This window comes from Paenibacillus sp. JL3B1040, from assembly GCF_057063165.1.
The window spans coordinates 740,489-757,354 of the sequence record NZ_CM169317.1 but is presented as its reverse complement, the minus strand read 5'-3'; the positions used below and the strand labels follow the sequence as shown (position 1 = coordinate 757,354).

Below are 16,866 nucleotides of genomic sequence, written 5' to 3'. Positions count from 1 at the left end.
TAAAATTGTTCAGGCTCAGTGTATTTTGTCACCTTCACTTACCAGTTAAACTGGTTTACTTCTTCTTGCCACCGTTACTGCTGAACGGATCTTCATATTCTTTTACACTCAGCTTATCCATCGCCTGGTCGTGTACTTCTTGTTCACGAATATACTTTGCTACGGTAGCTTCATTCAGTCCCACTGTACTCACATAATATCCCTCCGCCCAAAATTTTCGGTTCCCGTATTTATACTTTAATTGGGCATGTTTCTCAAAGATCATGAGGGAACTTTTTCCCTTCAGATATCCCATGAAAGATGACACGGATATCTTTGGTGGAATGGCTACCAACATGTGTACATGATCCGGCATCATATGACCTTCTAGAATCTCCACGCCTTTATACTTACATAGACGTTTGAAAATTTCGATCAAGTCTTTCCTCACTTGATTATAGATTTCTTTCCGTCTATACTTCGGGGTGAACACAATATGGTATTTGCACATCCACTTTGTGTGAGCAAGACTGTAGTTCTTGTTTGCCATCTAAGACCATTCCTTTCATTGAGCCTGAACATCTCAATTTTATCGGGATGGTCTTGTTGGTCAAACCCTCGTTCCCTCCACCCGCATAGCGGGTGGTTTTTTGTTTCGCACGCTTCGCGTACTCAACTGGCTAAAGCCTAAATAATCCCCCTCCCCTAAGGGGAAGGGGGGAGCCCTAATTCGCGGCTACGGTCGCGGCTTGCGCATCCTGGATTTTGCGGGCGATCTCCTCCGCCTTGCCGCCCATCAACAGCTCCTGCAGCCCGTTGTTTACGACTTCCACCGTCGCCGAGCCCAGTTTGGAGTCGTAGACCGGCACGATTTTCACGCGTTGGATCAGATCGTACAGCTCCACGAACAACGGATGCGCTTTGCTCTTGTCCAGCTCGATGTTGTAGCTGACCAGAGTGCTGCTGTCCAGGGTGGCTTTTTGCCCGTCGGGACCCGCCAGCGCGTAGAACAGCTTCATCGCCGCTTCCTTCCGAGCGCCAGTCAGCTTCTTGCTGACGCCCAGACCGGTACCCACGACGCCCGAGGTCGTGTCCGGAGCGCCCTTGCCGCCCGCGATCGTCGGGACGATCGTGATATGCGTGTTGTCCAGCACTTCCGGCGGCGCATTGTTGACCAGGTTAGCCAAAGCCCAGCCGCCGTTGACCACCATCGCGACATTCCCTTGGAAGTACAGCTGCATCATCTGCGTTTCGTCGATGCTGTTGAAGCCGTCCTGGAACGCCTTGATTTCGCCGAGCTTCTGAAACGTCTTGAGCGCCTCGACGAACTCGGGATCCGTAAACTTGGCCCCGTCCTGCTCCACCGCCTTCAAAAACCAGTCGGTACCGGTAATCCGGTCCGCCACGGTGCTAAAGAATGTCGATTGCGCTACCCAGTTCGTTTTGTTGCCCAGCGCGATCGGGATCACGCCGTTATCGTTAAACGTTTGGACCGCGGCCTCCAGCTCCTCCCACGTTTCCGGCACCTTGACATTGTGTTTCTTGAACAAGGCGTCGTTGTAAAAAATAAACGAGCTCGGGGCCAGGTTCATCGGCACGGAGTAGACCTTACCGTCCACGGTGTAGCCGTCCAGCGCATTCGGAATGAAATTGTTCTTCCACTCCGGATCGGCGTCCAGCTCCTCGTTGATCGGCTGCAACAGATCGCCTTTGACGAATTCCTTCGTCATCGCGTCCGGCCACATCACGAACAAATCGGGCATTTCGTCCGCCGCGGCCACCGTCCGCAACCGGGTCTTGAGTCCGTCCGTCGGCAGCCCTTCGTCGATGACCTCGATCTCGGGATGGGCGGCCCGGAAATCCTCGATGATCTTCCGCATGGCCACCGCTTTGGCGTCCTGGCCCGTCCAGTTATGCCAGATGGAGATGCTCACTTTCTCACCGCCGCTATTCCCGCTGCCGGAAGCCTCGTTCCCCCCGCCGCAGCCCGCGAGCAATAACGCCAGCATGGCGGCGCTGCACAACAGCGATATCCATTTTTTCATCGTGCTTGATTCCCCCCTTGCTTTGATTAAACTCATTGTAATGTTAGCGCTCTCAAAACATAAGGAGACGAATCGCGGTATCAGGGGTGAAAAATTTCGGTTCGGCCGGCGTATGAAGCTGTTGGTTCACGGGTTCTGCTGCTGCACCCTGCTTCGAAAGCAAATGATATTGCCGTCCGGATCGCGGAAATGCATCGATCTGGCTCCCCAAGGATAGGTCGTGGGCGGCGCCACGAACTCAACGCCAAGCCCTTTCAACCGCCCGTACTCCGCATCGACGTCCTCAACGTTAAAACCCAAAGTGAAGTTCCCCGATCCCCAATAGGCCGAGAAATCAAACCCCATGTCCGTTTCCGCCGCCCGGCGCGAGTAAATCACGAGTCCCGTACCCTGGGTCTTCACTTCGACGTGAATCTCGTCCCCCACTGCCGTCGTTTGCAGGACCGTCTCATAAAAACGGGTCATCTCCACCACCCGATCCGTTAAAATCCCAACATCCACAAATTTCATCGCGACTCCCCCTTATGCGCCAGAATGATAAACCGATGCTCCCGGCTAGCGACATATCCGGTTTGCTCTAACTTGTCCTGCAGCTCACACAGCTTCTCAAAACAGCGTTCTACGGAGAAACCGGCAAATTCCCATTCGATGATTTTCGCAAAATAAACGAGCGCGCCGATATCCCTAAACTTCACCTCGGGAAAAAACTCCCGCTGCACCTCGACGTTATACCCCGCTTCGGTCAAATCCCGAACCGCGTGGGCCAAATCGAAATCGGCCGATGTCTCCATCGCTCCTTCGCCAAGCAAATACCGCGACAGCTCCCGGTTGTTCCGCCCCCCGACCTGCTGGGTGACAAAGACCCCGCCCGGCTTCAGAATCCGGTAGACCTCCTGGGCCGAGAACGATTCGTGACGGTTGATCACCAAATCGAAAAATTCGTCCTCATACGGCAGCCGGTCCTCCTCCTCCACCTTAGCGACTTCGATCCCATAAGCGGGCAGCTTGGCCCGGCACAGCTCATAGTTGGGTAAATACGCTTCCGTCGCATATGTACGGCCCGGCGGCGGCGACAAGGACAGCAGGAACTCGCCCCCGCCCGTTCCCATGTCCAGCATCACCGTGCTCTGATTCATCTGTTGCCGAACCAGGGTCCGATAATCCCAAGGCAGCTCCTCTTCCTCCATGCGTCCGTTCAGCTCGGAAAAGTCCCAGCCCCGAAACACCTTGGCCTCCTCCGCTTCCCACCGCTTCTTCAGTTCGTTTCGATCCATAACATCCACTCTCCCACCCATGTACTAATTCCGCTCAAAAATTTCCTTCAGCGCCTTCTCCAGCGTATCGTAGCGGAAGGTAAATCCCGCCCGCTGCAGCCGTTCGGGAATAACCCAGCGGCTCTTCAGCACCAGTTCGGTTTCCGTGCGAATGAGGCGTGCGCCCAGCTCCAGCAGCCAGCGCGGGGCGGGCAGTCCGACCGGAACGCCTATCGCCCGCCGCAAGCCGGCCATCAGCTCCCGATTCGTGACCGGATGCGGGGCGGAAGCGTTAAACACGCCGTTCAACTCGGGATGCTCCTGCAGGAAACCGACGATTCGAAACAGGTCCTCCATATGAATCCAACTGAATTGCTGACGCCCGGACCCCTGGGCCCCGCCCAGCCCGAAGCGGACCAGGTTGCGCAGGGGAGCCATCACCCCGCCGTCGTCCAGCACGATCGCTATGCGCAGCGCAACTTGCCGCGTAGCGGGGAGGTCATAGGCAAAAAAGGCCTTCTCCCACGCTTTGGCGACATCGACCGAAAAGCCCGTGCCGATCTCCCCGCGCTCCTCCGTCATCGGACGGTCCTCCGCATGCCGGTAGATGGTCGCCGTGCTGGAGTTGATCCATAACGCCGGCGGACGGCGGCAGGCGAGGATGCACTCTCCAAGTTGACGCGTCGTTTCCGTCCGGGAGTCCAGGATGAGCCTGCGGTTCTCCGGGGTGTAGCGGCAATTCACCGATCTGCCGGCCAGATTGATCAGCAGGTCCGCCCCTTCGAGCGCCTCCACGATAGCACTCCGGTCCTCCCAAGGGGTATGGGGAGCTTGTCTGGAAATCACCTTGACCTCGGCCCCCAGTTCCCCGTACCGGCGGGCAAACGCCTGCCCGACAAACCCCGTGCCCCCGGCCAATACCACTTTCGCCATACGATCCGCTCCTTTGCCCTGACTTTGCTTTATTATATCATGACCCGGAGGTGGATTTTTCCAAATAAGGGGGCTTGGCGGGCGAGATTGGGCGATAATGAATGCTCCTAAGCTGATTTGCAGGTGCCGGTTCGGTTGCAGGAGGGGAGAACCAATGAGCAGGAGGATAACGGTGGACAAATTCGGCATGTACGCCAAATTCACGGCGAAACCCGGGGAGCGCGACCAACTGGCCGACATTTTGTTGGAAGCGGCCGCCGGGGCCGGGGACGTTCCGGACTGCGAGCTGTATGTGGTGAACGTCTCGGAGACGGAGCCCGACACCGTGTGGGTCACGGAGGTATGGAGCAGCGCGGAAGCCCCCGCCGCCTCGCTGCAAGAACAAGCCACGCGGGCGATAATTCAGCGCGCGATGCGCTGATCGCCGGCGTGGAGTCGATTCCGCTCCGCCCGGTTGGCGGGAAGGATGTAGGCCGCTCCCGGCCTTCCCCGCTTTCCGCTTGATAGAGGGAGCGGACGGCAGCGGCGCACACGAAATGTAAAAGTGCAGCTCTTTTTCGCCAATGAGCGCCAATTCGGCCGATCAAATGCAAAAGTGCAGGCAATTTCCGGCATATCGCCTCCTCTCCCGAATTCGTCCCGAATCAAATGCACTTTTGCACTTCATCCGCGATGAAAGGGAAATTTGCGGAAAATCAGCTGCACTTTTGCAGTTGGCTGATGACGTCGGCGGGGAAAGGGCAGACCCTAAAACGAGAATAGCCCTGTTCCGGTACCGGAACAGGGCTCCTTGCGTAGCGTTATTGGGCTTGCAGTTCTTTCACGATGCCGCGAACGGCGTCAACGAGGGGAGTGGCCGGCCGGCCCAGCAGCGCTTCCAGGTCGCCGCTCGGTACGTCCAGCGCCCCTTCGCGGATCGAGCGCTGAATGGAAACGAGGAACGGCACCACCGATTCCGGTACGCCCGCACCGCGCATCGCTTCGGCGTAAGCAGCGTCGTCGACGTGCTGCACGGGGACCTCGCGGCCCACAGCCGCACCGATGATTCGGGCCAGCTCGGCATGCGTGATCGACGTACCCGAGAGCTCATAACTTTTGTTCTCGTGTCCGTTGCCGGTCAGCACGGCGGCCGCCGCCTGCGCGTAATCCTCGCGCGTGGCCCAGCCAACCTTCCCTTCCCCCGCGGACGTCACAAGCGGCGCACCGGCCAAAATCCCCTGGATCGTGCCGATTTCGTTCTCGAGATACCAGTTGTTGCGCAGAAACACATAAGGAATTCCCGTTTTCGCGATCGCTTCCTCGGTCGCTTTATGAACAGGCGCCAGCTCCAGCGAACTATGGGCCGCGTTCACCACGCTCGTATAAGCGATGAGCCGAACCCCCGCCCGCTCCGCCGCCGCAACAGCCGTCAGGTGCTGACGAATCCGCGCATCGTTATCGCCTTGCGTCGACACGATCAGGAGCCGTTCCACGCCGGCGAAAGCCGTATCCAGCGAGGCGGGATCCTCGAAGTCCCCCCGCCGCACGTCCACGCCCCGCGCGCTGAGCGCGTCGGCCTTCTGCGGATCGCGCACGCTGACGGCCACCTGCTCTGCCGGCACCTTAGCCAGCAGCGCGTTCACCACCTTGGCACCGAGCTGCCCCGTTGCTCCTGTCACTAATATCTTCATCCTGAACTCCTCCTTATCGATTGGTTGCCATGAAGTCATCGATCTACCTGTAACCATTATAGTTACAATAAAACCGGAAGTCAATGATCTTCTCGCAGCAGTTCCCTTAGCATTCCCTCCCGATGATTAACAAACTCCTTCATGATGATGTAATGATCGGTCTCTTCCAGCGTGGTCTTCTCGATCCCGTCCGGCGTAAGCTGGTACATGAGACTGTCCGGATACGCCATCAGGATCGGCGAATGCGTGGAGATGATGAACTGGGAGTGCCGTCCGACCAGCTCGTGAATCCGCGCCAGCATCGCCATCTGCCGGAACGGAGACAACGCCGCCTCCGGTTCGTCCAAGATGTACAGGCCGCGCCCGCTGAAGCGGTTCATAAATGCGGCGAAAAACGACTCGCCATGCGACATCGTATGCAGCGATTTCCCGCCGTAGGAGTCCCGAATAGGCGGGCCAAAGCTCGGTTCCCGATCCAAATTATCGATCTCCGTCGCCAGGTTATAATAGCTTTCCGCCCGGAAAAAGAACCCGTCCCGCGGCCGAACCGGCCCCCGCACGATGCGGAGGTAGCGGTGCAGCTCGGAGTGGGTTTCGGCCGTCGCGAAACTGAAGTTCATCGTTCCGCCCTCCGGATTGAAGCCCAGAGCGACGGCAATGCCCTCGAGCAGGGTTGATTTGCCCATGCCGTTTTCGCCGACGATGTAAGTTACTTTAGGATGGAACTCCAACTGTCCCAGCGACGAGACCGCCGGCAGATGAAAGGGATAGGCGTCAAACGCAGGCACCTCGTGCCGCTGCAGCGCGATCCCCCGTAAATAGGCATTCATGTCCATTAAACGTCGCCCCTTTCCCGTACCGAAAATGCCGCCGTCTCGCGATCACCGCCATGCGCCGGCCCATTACAAGCTATCTGCATTAAGCCCACCGTGGTACAAACTGTGATAAAACCCGCGCCGCCGCAAAAGCTCCTCGTGCGAGCCCTGCTCGATCAAGCGGCCTTCCTTCAGAACAAGAATCTTGTCGGCCTGGCGGATGGTGTTCAAACGATGCGCGATCACGAAGCTCGTTCTTCCTTGCATCAGGCGCTGCAAGCCTTCCTGGATCTTAATCTCCGTCACGGTATCGATGCTGCTGGTCGCTTCATCCAACACCAGGATCGAAGGATCGGCCAGAATCGCCCTGGCGATGGCCAGCAGCTGTCGTTGCCCTTGGCTGATGCCGCCGCCGTCCGCACCCAACACCTTGTCGTAGCCGCCGGGCATTCGCACGATGAAGGAATGCGCGTTCGCCAGCTTGGCGGCCTCCTCCACCTCCGCGTCGGTGGCATCCAGCCGACCGAAGCGGATATTTTCGCGGATCGTGCCCTGGAACAGGAACGAATCCTGCAGCACGAAGGCCATCTGCGAACGCAGGCTGTCGCGCCGAATCATCCGGATATCGCGGCCGTCGACCGTGATCGTTCCCCGCGACGGCTCATAGAAGCGCGACAGCAGTTGGATCAGCGTCGTTTTGCCGGCCCCCGTCGGCCCGACCAAGGCGATCGTCTCGCCCGGGTTCGCCGTAAAGCTGATCTCCTCCAATGTATCGCCGTCGTCGTTTCCCTTTTCCTCATAGGAGAAATAAACGCCCGAAAAGTCCACCTCGCCCCGCACCGCCGACAGCTCCACCGCCTTTTCCTCGTCGCTGGCCTCAACCTCCTCGTCCAGCACCTCGAACACCCGCTCCGCACCGGCGATGGCCGACAGCAGCGTGTTCCACTGGTTCGCCAGGTCGTTCAGCGGCCGGGTAAATTGCCGCGCGTATTCGACGAACACGACGATCACCCCGACCGTCACTCCGGCACTGCCGCGCACGGCCAGCACCCCGCCGATCCCGGCCACAATGGCGAAGCTGAGGTTGTTCAGCCCGTTCATCAGCTTCGGGATGAAGCCGGAAATCGTCTGCGCCCAGAAGCTGGAGCTGCGGATTGCCTCGTTCCGTTCGCGGAAGCCTTGCAGCACCCGCTGCTCCTGGGAGAACGCCTTAATGATCCGCTGCCCCGACAGCGTCTCCTCAATGTAGCCGTTCAGATTGCCGAGATCCTGCTGGCGCCGCTTGTACAGCGGTCCCGTCCGCTTCGTGATCCAGCGCATCCCGGCCATCATCAGCGGCACGACGAGGAACGTCAGCACCGTCAGCAGCGGGCTGAGATACAGCATCACGACCAACGTTCCGACCAGCGTCAGCACGCTGGAGAAAATCTGGATCGCCGAGCTGTTGAGCGTCGAGCTGACGTTGTCCATATCGTTGGTCAGCCGGCTCATGATCTCGCCTTGCTGACGCTTGCCGTAATACGGAATCGGCAGCCGGTGCAACTGGGCGAACAGCTCGGCGCGCATGCGGTACACCGTTTCCTGGGCGATTCCGATCATCCAGATGTTTTGCAGCCAGGACGTAAGCGACGAGCCGGCGAACACCAGCGTTAATCCGATGAGGAACATCGCCCACGGCCGGCCGCCGCCGCCTTCCAGGTAATCATCCACCGCCATCCCGACCAGATAGGGCCCCAATAGCGCCAATCCCGAGCTGAAGACGACCATCAGCAGCACGGCGGCCAGCCGGGCTTTATGAGCAGACAGGTAGCTCCAAATCCGGCCCAGCGTGCCGGACCAATTCTTGGCCCGCACTTTGGGCCTTACACCGCCGGGTCCGCCCCCGTGGCCGGGCCGGCGCGGCGCGGCCGCCACTGAAGCCGGCGCTTCCTGACGAGCTCCTCCGCCCTGCGGCGCCTGCGGTGACGCATCCAGCTTCGGATACGGATGGCGGAACGGTTCAGTGAAGGTCTTGAATGGCATGCGGTTCCGCCTCCTTTCCTTGCTGGGACTCACAAATCCGCCGGTACAATTCCGAATGCTGCAGCAATTCCTCGTGCTTGCCGCTGGCGATCAGCCGCCCGTCGTCCAGGAGCAGAATCAGATCGGCCGCAGCCGTGGAGCTGACCTTCTGCGTAATCAGCAGCGTCGTGCAGGAGAGGTGCGATACCTCCTCCAGCAAAGCCGCCTCCGTGCGGACATCCAGCGCGCTCGTGCTGTCGTCCAGGACGAGGATGGCCGGCTGGCGCACCAGCGCCCGGGCGATCGATAAGCGCTGCTTCTGTCCGCCGGACAGGTTGACGCCCCGCTGGCCGAGCCGCGTCTCGTAGCCGTGCGGCTGCCGCTCGATCGTGTCGTGGATCTGCGCCTGCCGGGCCGCGGCCCGAATTTGCTCCGGCGTTGCATCCTCGCGCCCCCAGGCGATATTCTCCCGGATCGTTCCGGAGAATAACATCACCTCCTGCGGCACATAACCGATGGCGCGGCGCAGCCGCTTCCGGTCCCACTCGCGGATGTCGATCCCGTCGATGCGGATCGTGCCGTCCGTCGGCTCATACATGCCGGGGATCAACTGCACCAGCGACGATTTCCCGGAGCCGGTCGCGCCCATGATGGCGATCCGCTGCCCCGGTTCGGCGGTGAACGAAACCCGTTCCAGCGCCATAACGTCACGGCCCGGGTAGCGGAACGAAACCTCGCGGAACTCGATGCGGCCTTGGATCGGTGCCTCCGCCCCCTCTTCCGGAGCCGCACCGCTAGCCTCACCGCCAGCCCTCTCCGCATTTCCTTCCCGCCTGCCGGCCGGATCGTCCTCCTCCAGCACCTCGCGCACCCGCCCGGCCGACGCCGCTCCCCGCGACAGGGAACTCATGATCCAGGACAATGCGGAGAGCGCGCCGATCGTGCGCAGCGAGTAGTTGATGACGGCGACGACTTCGCCGACGCTGGCGCCCCCGTCCGCGATTTCGATCCGGCCGAACCACAGCACCGCAATGATCCCGGCGTTCATGATGAACAGCAGGAACGGCATCGTCGTCTCCGTCAGCTTCAGCGCGGCGACCGTGCCCTGCCGCAGCTCCCGGTTGCGCTGCTCGAAACGCCCGATCTCGTGCGCCATGCGGACGAAGACGCGGATCAGCCGCATGCCGGTCAAATTTTCCTGAATCAGACCGTTGACGCTATCCGTGCGCCGCTGCACCGTGCGGAATAAAGCCGACGCTTTACGAATCATCCACAGCACGAACCCCAGCAGGACGGGCACGGTAATCGTCAGCAGCAGCCCTAGCTTCGGATGCACGACCAAGGCCATCGCGACACTCCCGACGACGACCAGCGGTACCCGCGTGGCAAAACGCAGGCACATGAAGATCACGTCCTGCAGCACCGTGATATCCCCGGTCAGCCGGGTAATCAACGACGAAGCGGCGAAGCGGTTAAACACTTCGTACGAAAAAGACTGCACCTTCTCGTACAGCTTGTCGCGCAGGTCGTAACCGAAGCCTTGGCTTGCGTGCGAGGCAAAAAAAGAGCTGGCGATCCCGGCGATAAACGCCACCAAAGCGCTCGCCATCAGAACCCCGCCCCAAATCCAGGCGACGGACACCTCGTGCTGCCGAATCCCGTGGTCGATGATTCGCGAGATGATCAATGGCTGAACCAGCTCTACCGCCAGCTCGATCAGCAGCATGGCGATCGCCGAGATGGCGGCGATCCGGTATTTTTTGAAAATAGCGGTCATGACGGACATCCTGATTCCTCCAGTCCGGGTGATTCCGTAAGAATCGCCAATTTGGTAAACTATGTTGTTTTATTATAAAACAGTTGAGGGGGCTTGTGTATTTTGCGGGCGGAAAACCAAGGGATCGAAGCTAAAGGAAAATCAAAAAGCCCTTCCTGCGATTCGGCCGCGGAAAGGGCTGCTCTTTCGTTGATTAAGCTTGTCTTTCTTCTCCCAGGACAAAGCGGTAAACGCCGTCCACCTTCTCCTCCGTCAGCTCGCCGCTGTTGTCGAATACAAGGATGGACGAAGCCGGGATGTCCCAGTTCACCTCCGGCACGAACTGCACGCGGTGCTTGAAGTCGTCCCAATGCTCCAGCTTCCAAGTATCGCGGTCCGTGCAGCGGTCGATGATCCGTTCCTTTTGGGTCTCCATGTCCTTCAGCGCGACAACGACGACCTTGACATCCACTTCTCTTTTGGACAATCCGGCTTCTTGGAGGAGCGTTTCGAGCCAGTCTTTGTTTTTCAGTTCCGCCGTGAACGGGGAGATCATAAATACGTTTTGGCCGGCCGCCAAATTTTCGATGCAGAGATCCCGCGTCGTATCGTATTCCAGGTCGCGCAGGTGCTTCTTGTAAAAATCGGAGTCGCGGTCATTCACGTCCAGACCGTTCATCTCCAGGATTTTCTCCACAAAGCGGCCTCCTACCGTATCGCGATCCAAAAAAGCCGCCGGCATGCGACTTGCCAGCTTGCGGGCAACCGTTGTTTTCCCCGTTCCGGCGACCCCTACGAAAAAGACCAATTTCAACATGATGTCTTAGTATCCTCCTTCGGCAATTGCGAGCAGTTATGTATTTTTTCCTATTGTAACACTTTTCTCAAGTTTGCGCCGTTTGCCTCCGCCATAAAAAAACCGGCTCCGGGAAGCTTCCCGGCAACCGGTCGTTTCAAGCTGGGCAGCCGCGATATGCCGGCTTCAGGCCGCCGACAATAAAAAGGCGCGGTTGCTTAAGATTGCCGCTGCCGCAACCGGGTCTCCCGGACGAGCTCCCGGACGTTTTCCGCGAGCCGGCTGCGCAGCTCCTCGGCAATCTCGAACCCGCCGGCTTCGGTGCGCGCCACTTGGGCGTCCACGGTATACACCCCGCCCAAAATATAACGCGCGCCCAGCACGGACAAGACCGGCTTCAGCGCGTAATCGATCGTCAGCAGATGCGCGAGACTGCCCCCGATAAAGAGCGGCAGCACGACTTTGCCGGCCAGCCCTTTTTGCGGCACCAGGTCGAGGAACGTCTTCAGCACGCCGGTATACGACGCTTGATAGACGGGACTGGCCACAATCACCGCGTCCGCCCCGGCCACCAGCGCGTTTGCTTTCACGATCGCTTCGCTATCGAATTTGGTATGGATCAAATCCTCCGGCGGCAGCTCCCCCACGTTCAAATGGTCGACTTCGAAGCCTTCGCCGCGCAGCAGCTCCTCCGTCAGCGCGATCACTGCGCCCAGCCGGGACCCCGGCGTCGGACTGCCGTTAATGACTGTAACCTTCATATCGGATTCTCCCCTTGTCTCTTTGGATGTTCGCCTGCCTTCGAATCCCGACGAATTCCCTAAATTTTAAACGATGCTATCAATATTTGAAAGAAAAGTCAATGCAGGAGGGGCATCCTTGGGGCACCCCTACCTGGGCGGATGCATATGATGATTTATCGCGATGGAAAAAAAAGCCCGTTCTTCAGCACCGAAGCTTAAGCTTCCGATGTGCGTTTTTCAAACACGCTTTAGGTTGGATGAAGCTAGGGACAAAAGTAGCGTAGCGTACGTTTTGGGTACGTGAGCAACGGAAGGCCCGGCTGAATTCAAGATGCGACGTCGAATCCGCTTCACTGCCCATCTTCGTGATGGAAAGACGACTTTTTGAACTACCGTTTAAATCAAGGTTCAAAAATCGGGTTTTCAGCACCGAGAGGGTTGGATGAAGCTAGGGACAAAAGTAGCGCAGCGTAGGCAAACCTACATGAGCAACGGAAGGCCCGGCTGAATTCAAGATTCGATGCCGAACCCGCTTCACTGTTCATCTTCGTGATGGAAAGACGACTTTTTGAACTACCGTTTAAATCAAGGTTCAAAAATCGGGTTTTCAGCACCGAGAAGGTTGGATGAAGCTAGGGACAAAAGTAGCACAGCGTAGGCAAACCTACGTGAGCAACGGAAGGCCCGGCTGAATTCAAGATTCGACGCCGAAATCCGCTTCACTGCCCATCTTCGTGATGGAAAGACGACTTTTTGAACTACCGTTTAAATCAAGGTTCAAAAATCGGGTTTTCAGCACCGAGAAGGTTGGATGAAGCTAGGGACTGAGTAGCACAGCGTAGGCAGACCTACGTGAGCAACGGAAGGCCCGGCTGAATTCAAGATTCGATGCCGAACCCGCTTCACTGTTCATCTTCGTGATGGAAAGACGATTTTTTGAACTACCTTATAATTAGGAAGGGGCCATGAGGTATTATGAATCCCGTATACCCCTACATCGGTAAGCAGACCGTCTGTACGGAGCAGCCGCTTGCGTTTCCGCCCCAGCATCAACCGCAGCAGCCCGGTCTCGAACAGCAAATGAAGCCGCGGCCGCTCTTCGACAACCCGAGCTATCGCGGCAGCGGCAAGCTAAGCGGCAAGGTCGCGATCGTCACCGGAGGCGACAGCGGCATCGGACGCGCGGTCGCCGTCGCGTTTGCCAAGGAGGGCGCGGATCTCGTCATCCCCTTCTTATGGGAAACGGCGGACGCGCTGGAAACGAAGCAGTACATCGAAAAGCTGGGGCAACGCTGCCTTCCGCTTCAGATCGACCTGCGCCGCAAAACAAACTGCGAGCGGGTCGTCCGGGAGACGATCGGCTCCTTCGGCAGGCTGGACGTTCTGGTCAACAACCATGCCGTCCAATATCAGCAGCCCAGCATTGCCGATATTACCGAGGAGCAGCTGTACCAAACGTTTCAAACGAATATTTTTCCGTTTTTCTTCCTCGTCCAGGCCGCCTTGCCTCATTTGGAACGCGGCAGCGCGATCATAAATACCGCTTCGGTCGTAGCGTACCAAGGCCATAAGACGCTGATCGATTATTCCGCGACCAAAGGCGCTATCGTCACGTTTACCCGTTCCCTCGCCCTCTCGCTAATCGACCGGGGGATTCGGGTGAACGCGGTGGCGCCAGGCCCCATCTGGACACCGTTGATCGCTTCGACCTTCACCCCGAAGCAGATCGAGACCTTCGGGACCGATACGCCGATACGCCGGGCGGGCCAGCCGTATGAACTGGCACCGGCCTATGTTTACCTCGCCAGCGGCGACTCCGCTTACGTCACCGGCGAAACGGTGCATGTCAACGGCGGTGCCATGGTTACGGCTTAAAGCCGTCATAAGGGGGAAGAAGGGAACGGTTCCCAGGGTGAGACATTCCCGATCACGCGCGTTTGTTACAGCGCTTCGATGATATCCCCGGCGAGCAGCGCCGCCGGGTTGCCCGTGCGGGCCGCGGCCGCGCGTTCGCCGGCCAGGCCGTGCAGGTAGGCGCCGAACGCCGCGGCTTGCACGGCGTCCAGGCCTTGGGCCAGCAGCCCGGCGATCAGGCCGGTCAACACATCCCCCGAGCCCCCGGTCGCCATGCCGGGGTGCCCGGTCACGTTGACGAACACGCGGCCGTCCGGGGCCGCCACCACGGTGCGCGCGCCCTTCAGCACAAGCGTTACGCCGTGCTGCATCGCAAAGCGCCGCGCCAAGCCGATGCGGTCCCGCTGCACCTCGGCCGTAGTCAGGCCGGCCAGCCGGGCCATTTCGCCGGGATGCGGCGTCAGGACGGTCGCCGCATCCCGGCGCCGCCACGCCGCCAGGCCGTTGGCGGCGGCAAGGATGTTCAGGGCGTCCGCGTCAACCACCAGGGGACGCGGGGCGCCCTCCCACACGGCGCGCAGGAAGGCCTCCTCGCCCGGGAAGCGGCCCAACCCCGGGCCGACGGCGAGCACGTCGCGCGCCGCCAGCAGCCGCAGCAGCTCGGCGGCCGCTGCGGCGTTCCAGGCGCCGGCTTCGCCGCCGGCCGGCGCCAGCATCAGCTCGGGCACGGCCCCCAGCAAGCGCGGCAGCAGCGCCTCCGGCAGCGCCCACGTGACGAGGCCGCTGCCGGCGCGGAGCGCGGCTTTGGCGGCCAGCAGGCCGGCGCCGCTCATCGTGAGGCTGCCCGCCGCCAGCAGCACGTGCCCGTACGTGCCCTTGTGGCCGTCGGCCTCGCGCCGCCGGGCCGGGTCTACCCTGAGCTCGCCGCGCAGCGACTCCTCGGTGAGCAGCACCCCCGCTTCCGCAAGGCCCGGCGGAAGCGCGCGGGGGATGCCGATATAGCGGACGATAACGTCCCCCGCCGCCTTCGCGCCCGGATACTGCGTCAGACCCGCCTTCAGGAAGGCCAGACACACCGTGATCCGGGCCTGGATGCACGGGTCGTGCACCGCGCCGGTATCGGCGTCCAGCCCGCTCGGGATGTCGGCCGCCACGATCGGCAGCCGGCTGTCGTTCGCCTCCCGGATGAGGGAGGCGTAGGCTCCCCGGGGCGCGCCTTTGGCCCCGGTGCCCAGCAAGGCGTCGACGATCCCCGTCACCCCGCGGGATCGGGCCGCCGCCACCGCGCCGGGCGCATATACCTCGCCCGGCAACCCCAGCGCTGCAGCGATGGTATGCTGCAGCGCCGCTTCGCCGCCAAGCCGCTCGGGCTCCTCGGCGTACAGCAGGCTCACCTGCACGCCCGCCTCCGCCAGATGGCGGGCGCATACCAGGCCGTCGCCGCCGTTGTTCCCTTTACCGACGAGGATCAGCCAGTGCTCCGCCGGCAAAGGCGGCCGGCCGCTCTCCCCGAGCGGTACGCCATCGCCCGCCCCGCCGAAGGGGCTTAAACCGGGTTCGCCCTCATCCCGGTCCAAGCCGTTCGCACCGGCCCGGCGTTCACGGATCGTCCCCGCCGGGTGCTCCGGCATCCGTCCTTCCCGCCGCAGCCGGCAAAAGGCAAGCACCTCCTCGGCGATCGCCCGCCCGGCGTTCTCCATCAAGGCAACCGCCGGAATCCCGATTCGCTCGATAGCGTAGCGGTCCACGGCGCGCATTTGCTCCGACGTCACCAATTTCACTCGATTCCCTCCCCCTTGATCCTGCCCGAACCAAACGGCTCTTGCCTAATATCCCACCGTGAACCGGGCGCCGATATAATACGGATCCTCCGCCTCGTCAAGCAGGGCCGCCGCATAATCCTCGGCCGTAATCCGGCTGTTCTCCCGCTCGTCGACGACCAAACGGTCCAGGCCCAGGCGGAACATGCCCGTCCGTTTGCCCGGTTCGATAAGCGCCGGCGGACTCAGTACCGTCCATTCCAGGTTCGACGCCCGGTAGATGCCCAACGCTTCTTCATGGGCCCGGGCCAGCGGAAGCACTTCCTCCGGGAATTCCGGCGTGTCCATCAGCCGCATGCCCGGAGCGACTTCAAGGCCGCCCGCCCCGCCGACGGCGATCAGCCGGCGGACACCGCCGCGCTTAACGCCTTCGATCAGCGAACGCGTCGCTTCCTGCAGCTCGTCCACATCCCCGAAGCGCGGCCCATATGCGCTGATCACCAGGTCCTGCCCCCGGACCAGCCGAGCGATCGAATCGGGGACCAAGATGTCCCCTTCCTCCAGGATCAGTCGCCCGGCTTTTGGCGAATCCGCCGAGACGAGATCAGACAGCCCCAATTCGGCAGCACGCCCCCGATCTCTGACCACCGCCGTTACGACATGGCCGCGCTGCAGCGCTTCCGCCGCAATCCTTTTTCCGATCATGCCCGTCGCGCCAAACAATACGATATTCATCTATTCTATCCCCCTTTCTTCACAGTTGGATAGGATTCCCAAGTTTTCTGTTTTCATTATAATCATCCTCCCCCGACAAGTCCAAAAAAAGAACAAGGCCTCCCCGCTGCCGCGCAGCCGGTGAAGCCCCAAGTCCCCGCCGATTCGATTAACCCGCTTTCCCTAGCGCAAAACTTATGATCAATATCGCAAACACGATCGCGGTAATGATCACATACCGGTAGTCCCGCTCCGCCCAAAACAGGAACAGCGAGACGAAAACGCGCAGTACCGGCGTCAGGATGAGCAGCAGCAGGCCGGTCTGGATGACCGCAACCGCCTTGAAGGCCAGCAAGCCGGACACAATGGCGCCGAAGCTGGTCGGATACGTATCCCCCGGGTACCCGCTGTCGCCGGTTACCAGGTACTGGACGAGTCCGGTTACGATGACGACTGCGGCAAGAATGACGCCGATCCGCAGCATTTTGCTGATAGCTATCTCGACCTCGAAGCTGCGGCTTTGCGACGCGTCGTTATTTTTGCCCAT

General features: G+C 60.2%; 16 protein-coding genes. 2 read left to right on the top strand and 14 right to left on the bottom strand.

Annotated features, from left to right (window positions below):
* Positions 1–55: 55 nt before the first annotated feature.
* The 5 genes from tnpA to ACZF99_RS03250 form a co-directional block, all read right to left on the bottom strand.
* Complete coding sequence (tnpA, locus tag ACZF99_RS03270; RefSeq protein WP_240268557.1) at positions 56–529, bottom strand: IS200/IS605 family transposase; 474 nt, start codon at positions 527–529, stop codon at positions 56–58.
* Positions 530–704: 175 nt separating this feature from the next.
* On the bottom strand, positions 705–2,024 hold the full coding sequence (locus ACZF99_RS03265) for an extracellular solute-binding protein (RefSeq protein ID WP_483609027.1): 1,320 nt from the start codon (positions 2,022–2,024) through the stop codon (positions 705–707).
* Between the two features lie 126 nt (positions 2,025–2,150).
* The gene (locus tag ACZF99_RS03260; RefSeq protein WP_483609025.1) at positions 2,151–2,534 is read right to left on the bottom strand and encodes a VOC family protein; all 384 of its coding nucleotides are present in this window, start codon (positions 2,532–2,534) and stop codon (positions 2,151–2,153) included.
* The gene (locus tag ACZF99_RS03255) at positions 2,531–3,298 is read right to left on the bottom strand and encodes a class I SAM-dependent methyltransferase (protein ID WP_483609023.1); all 768 of its coding nucleotides are present in this window, start codon (positions 3,296–3,298) and stop codon (positions 2,531–2,533) included. Before ACZF99_RS03255 ends, ACZF99_RS03260 begins: the two co-directional genes overlap by 4 nt.
* Before the next feature lie 24 nt (positions 3,299–3,322).
* Entirely contained in the window at positions 3,323–4,210 is an 888-nt protein-coding gene (locus ACZF99_RS03250) for a TIGR01777 family oxidoreductase (protein WP_483609021.1), read from the bottom strand.
* A 154-nt stretch (positions 4,211–4,364) separates the two neighbouring features.
* On the opposite strand from ACZF99_RS03250, the gene ACZF99_RS03245 reads away from it, so the two are divergent.
* A complete protein-coding gene (locus ACZF99_RS03245) occupies positions 4,365–4,631 on the top strand; it encodes a putative quinol monooxygenase (RefSeq protein WP_483609019.1) in 267 nt (88 codons plus the stop codon).
* Positions 4,632–5,010: 379 nt separating this feature from the next.
* On the opposite strand, the gene ACZF99_RS03240 is transcribed toward ACZF99_RS03245, so the two are convergent.
* From ACZF99_RS03240 to ssuE, 6 genes are all read right to left on the bottom strand, one after another.
* A complete protein-coding gene (locus ACZF99_RS03240; RefSeq protein ID WP_483609017.1) occupies positions 5,011–5,880 on the bottom strand; it encodes an SDR family oxidoreductase in 870 nt (289 codons plus the stop codon).
* An 80-nt stretch (positions 5,881–5,960) separates the two neighbouring features.
* Positions 5,961–6,716, bottom strand: a complete 756-nt coding sequence (locus ACZF99_RS03235) for an AAA family ATPase (RefSeq protein WP_483609015.1) — start codon at positions 6,714–6,716, stop codon at positions 5,961–5,963.
* Between the two features lie 66 nt (positions 6,717–6,782).
* Positions 6,783–8,717, bottom strand: coding sequence for an ABC transporter ATP-binding protein (locus tag ACZF99_RS03230; protein ID WP_483609013.1), 1,935 nt, complete (start codon positions 8,715–8,717; stop codon positions 6,783–6,785).
* A complete protein-coding gene (locus tag ACZF99_RS03225) occupies positions 8,695–10,482 on the bottom strand; it encodes an ABC transporter ATP-binding protein (RefSeq protein WP_483609011.1) in 1,788 nt (595 codons plus the stop codon). The genes ACZF99_RS03230 and ACZF99_RS03225 overlap by 23 nt, the downstream gene beginning before the upstream one ends.
* Positions 10,483–10,666: 184 nt before the next feature.
* The gene (locus tag ACZF99_RS03220) at positions 10,667–11,269 is read right to left on the bottom strand and encodes a P-loop nucleotide/nucleoside kinase family protein (RefSeq protein WP_483609009.1); all 603 of its coding nucleotides are present in this window, start codon (positions 11,267–11,269) and stop codon (positions 10,667–10,669) included.
* A gap of 197 nt (positions 11,270–11,466) precedes the next feature.
* Entirely contained in the window at positions 11,467–12,009 is a 543-nt protein-coding gene (gene ssuE, locus ACZF99_RS03215) for an NADPH-dependent FMN reductase (RefSeq protein ID WP_483609007.1), read from the bottom strand.
* A 957-nt stretch (positions 12,010–12,966) separates the two neighbouring features.
* On the opposite strand from ssuE, the gene ACZF99_RS03210 reads away from it, so the two are divergent.
* Complete coding sequence (locus tag ACZF99_RS03210) at positions 12,967–13,866, top strand: SDR family oxidoreductase (protein ID WP_483609005.1); 900 nt, start codon at positions 12,967–12,969, stop codon at positions 13,864–13,866.
* 65 nt (positions 13,867–13,931) lie between these two features.
* Here ACZF99_RS03210 and ACZF99_RS03205 read toward each other — a convergent pair whose 3' ends face one another.
* The 3 genes from ACZF99_RS03205 to ACZF99_RS03195 all read right to left on the bottom strand — a co-directional run bounded on the left by ACZF99_RS03205 (position 13,932) and on the right by ACZF99_RS03195 (position 16,866).
* A complete protein-coding gene (locus tag ACZF99_RS03205) occupies positions 13,932–15,626 on the bottom strand; it encodes an NAD(P)H-hydrate dehydratase (protein ID WP_483609003.1) in 1,695 nt (564 codons plus the stop codon).
* A 45-nt stretch (positions 15,627–15,671) separates the two neighbouring features.
* Positions 15,672–16,340: an NAD(P)-dependent oxidoreductase gene (locus tag ACZF99_RS03200; RefSeq protein WP_483609001.1), complete on the bottom strand. Its 669-nt coding sequence runs from the start codon at positions 16,338–16,340 to the stop codon at positions 15,672–15,674.
* A gap of 148 nt (positions 16,341–16,488) precedes the next feature.
* On the bottom strand, positions 16,489–16,866 hold the full coding sequence (locus tag ACZF99_RS03195) for a DUF1634 domain-containing protein (RefSeq protein ID WP_483608999.1): 378 nt from the start codon (positions 16,864–16,866) through the stop codon (positions 16,489–16,491).

Excerpts from the sequence above, each read along its gene's own strand:
- tnpA (WP_240268557.1), bottom strand. The coding sequence starts at position 529 with ATGGCAAACAAGAACTACAGTCTTGCTCACACAAAGTGGATGTGCAAA.
- ACZF99_RS03265 (WP_483609027.1), bottom strand. The coding sequence starts at position 2,024 with ATGAAAAAATGGATATCGCTGTTGTGCAGCGCCGCCATGCTGGCGTTA.
- ACZF99_RS03260 (WP_483609025.1), bottom strand. The coding sequence starts at position 2,534 with ATGAAATTTGTGGATGTTGGGATTTTAACGGATCGGGTGGTGGAGATG.
- ACZF99_RS03255 (WP_483609023.1), bottom strand. The coding sequence starts at position 3,298 with ATGGATCGAAACGAACTGAAGAAGCGGTGGGAAGCGGAGGAGGCCAAG.
- ACZF99_RS03250 (WP_483609021.1), bottom strand. The coding sequence starts at position 4,210 with ATGGCGAAAGTGGTATTGGCCGGGGGCACGGGGTTTGTCGGGCAGGCG.
- ACZF99_RS03245 (WP_483609019.1), top strand. The coding sequence starts at position 4,365 with ATGAGCAGGAGGATAACGGTGGACAAATTCGGCATGTACGCCAAATTC.
- ACZF99_RS03240 (WP_483609017.1), bottom strand. The coding sequence starts at position 5,880 with ATGAAGATATTAGTGACAGGAGCAACGGGGCAGCTCGGTGCCAAGGTG.
- ACZF99_RS03235 (WP_483609015.1), bottom strand. The coding sequence starts at position 6,716 with ATGGACATGAATGCCTATTTACGGGGGATCGCGCTGCAGCGGCACGAG.
- ACZF99_RS03230 (WP_483609013.1), bottom strand. The coding sequence starts at position 8,717 with ATGCCATTCAAGACCTTCACTGAACCGTTCCGCCATCCGTATCCGAAG.
- ACZF99_RS03225 (WP_483609011.1), bottom strand. The coding sequence starts at position 10,482 with ATGTCCGTCATGACCGCTATTTTCAAAAAATACCGGATCGCCGCCATC.
- ACZF99_RS03220 (WP_483609009.1), bottom strand. The coding sequence starts at position 11,269 with ATGTTGAAATTGGTCTTTTTCGTAGGGGTCGCCGGAACGGGGAAAACA.
- ssuE (WP_483609007.1), bottom strand. The coding sequence starts at position 12,009 with ATGAAGGTTACAGTCATTAACGGCAGTCCGACGCCGGGGTCCCGGCTG.
- ACZF99_RS03210 (WP_483609005.1), top strand. The coding sequence starts at position 12,967 with ATGAATCCCGTATACCCCTACATCGGTAAGCAGACCGTCTGTACGGAG.
- ACZF99_RS03200 (WP_483609001.1), bottom strand. The coding sequence starts at position 16,340 with ATGAATATCGTATTGTTTGGCGCGACGGGCATGATCGGAAAAAGGATT.
- ACZF99_RS03195 (WP_483608999.1), bottom strand. The coding sequence starts at position 16,866 with ATGGGCAAAAATAACGACGCGTCGCAAAGCCGCAGCTTCGAGGTCGAG.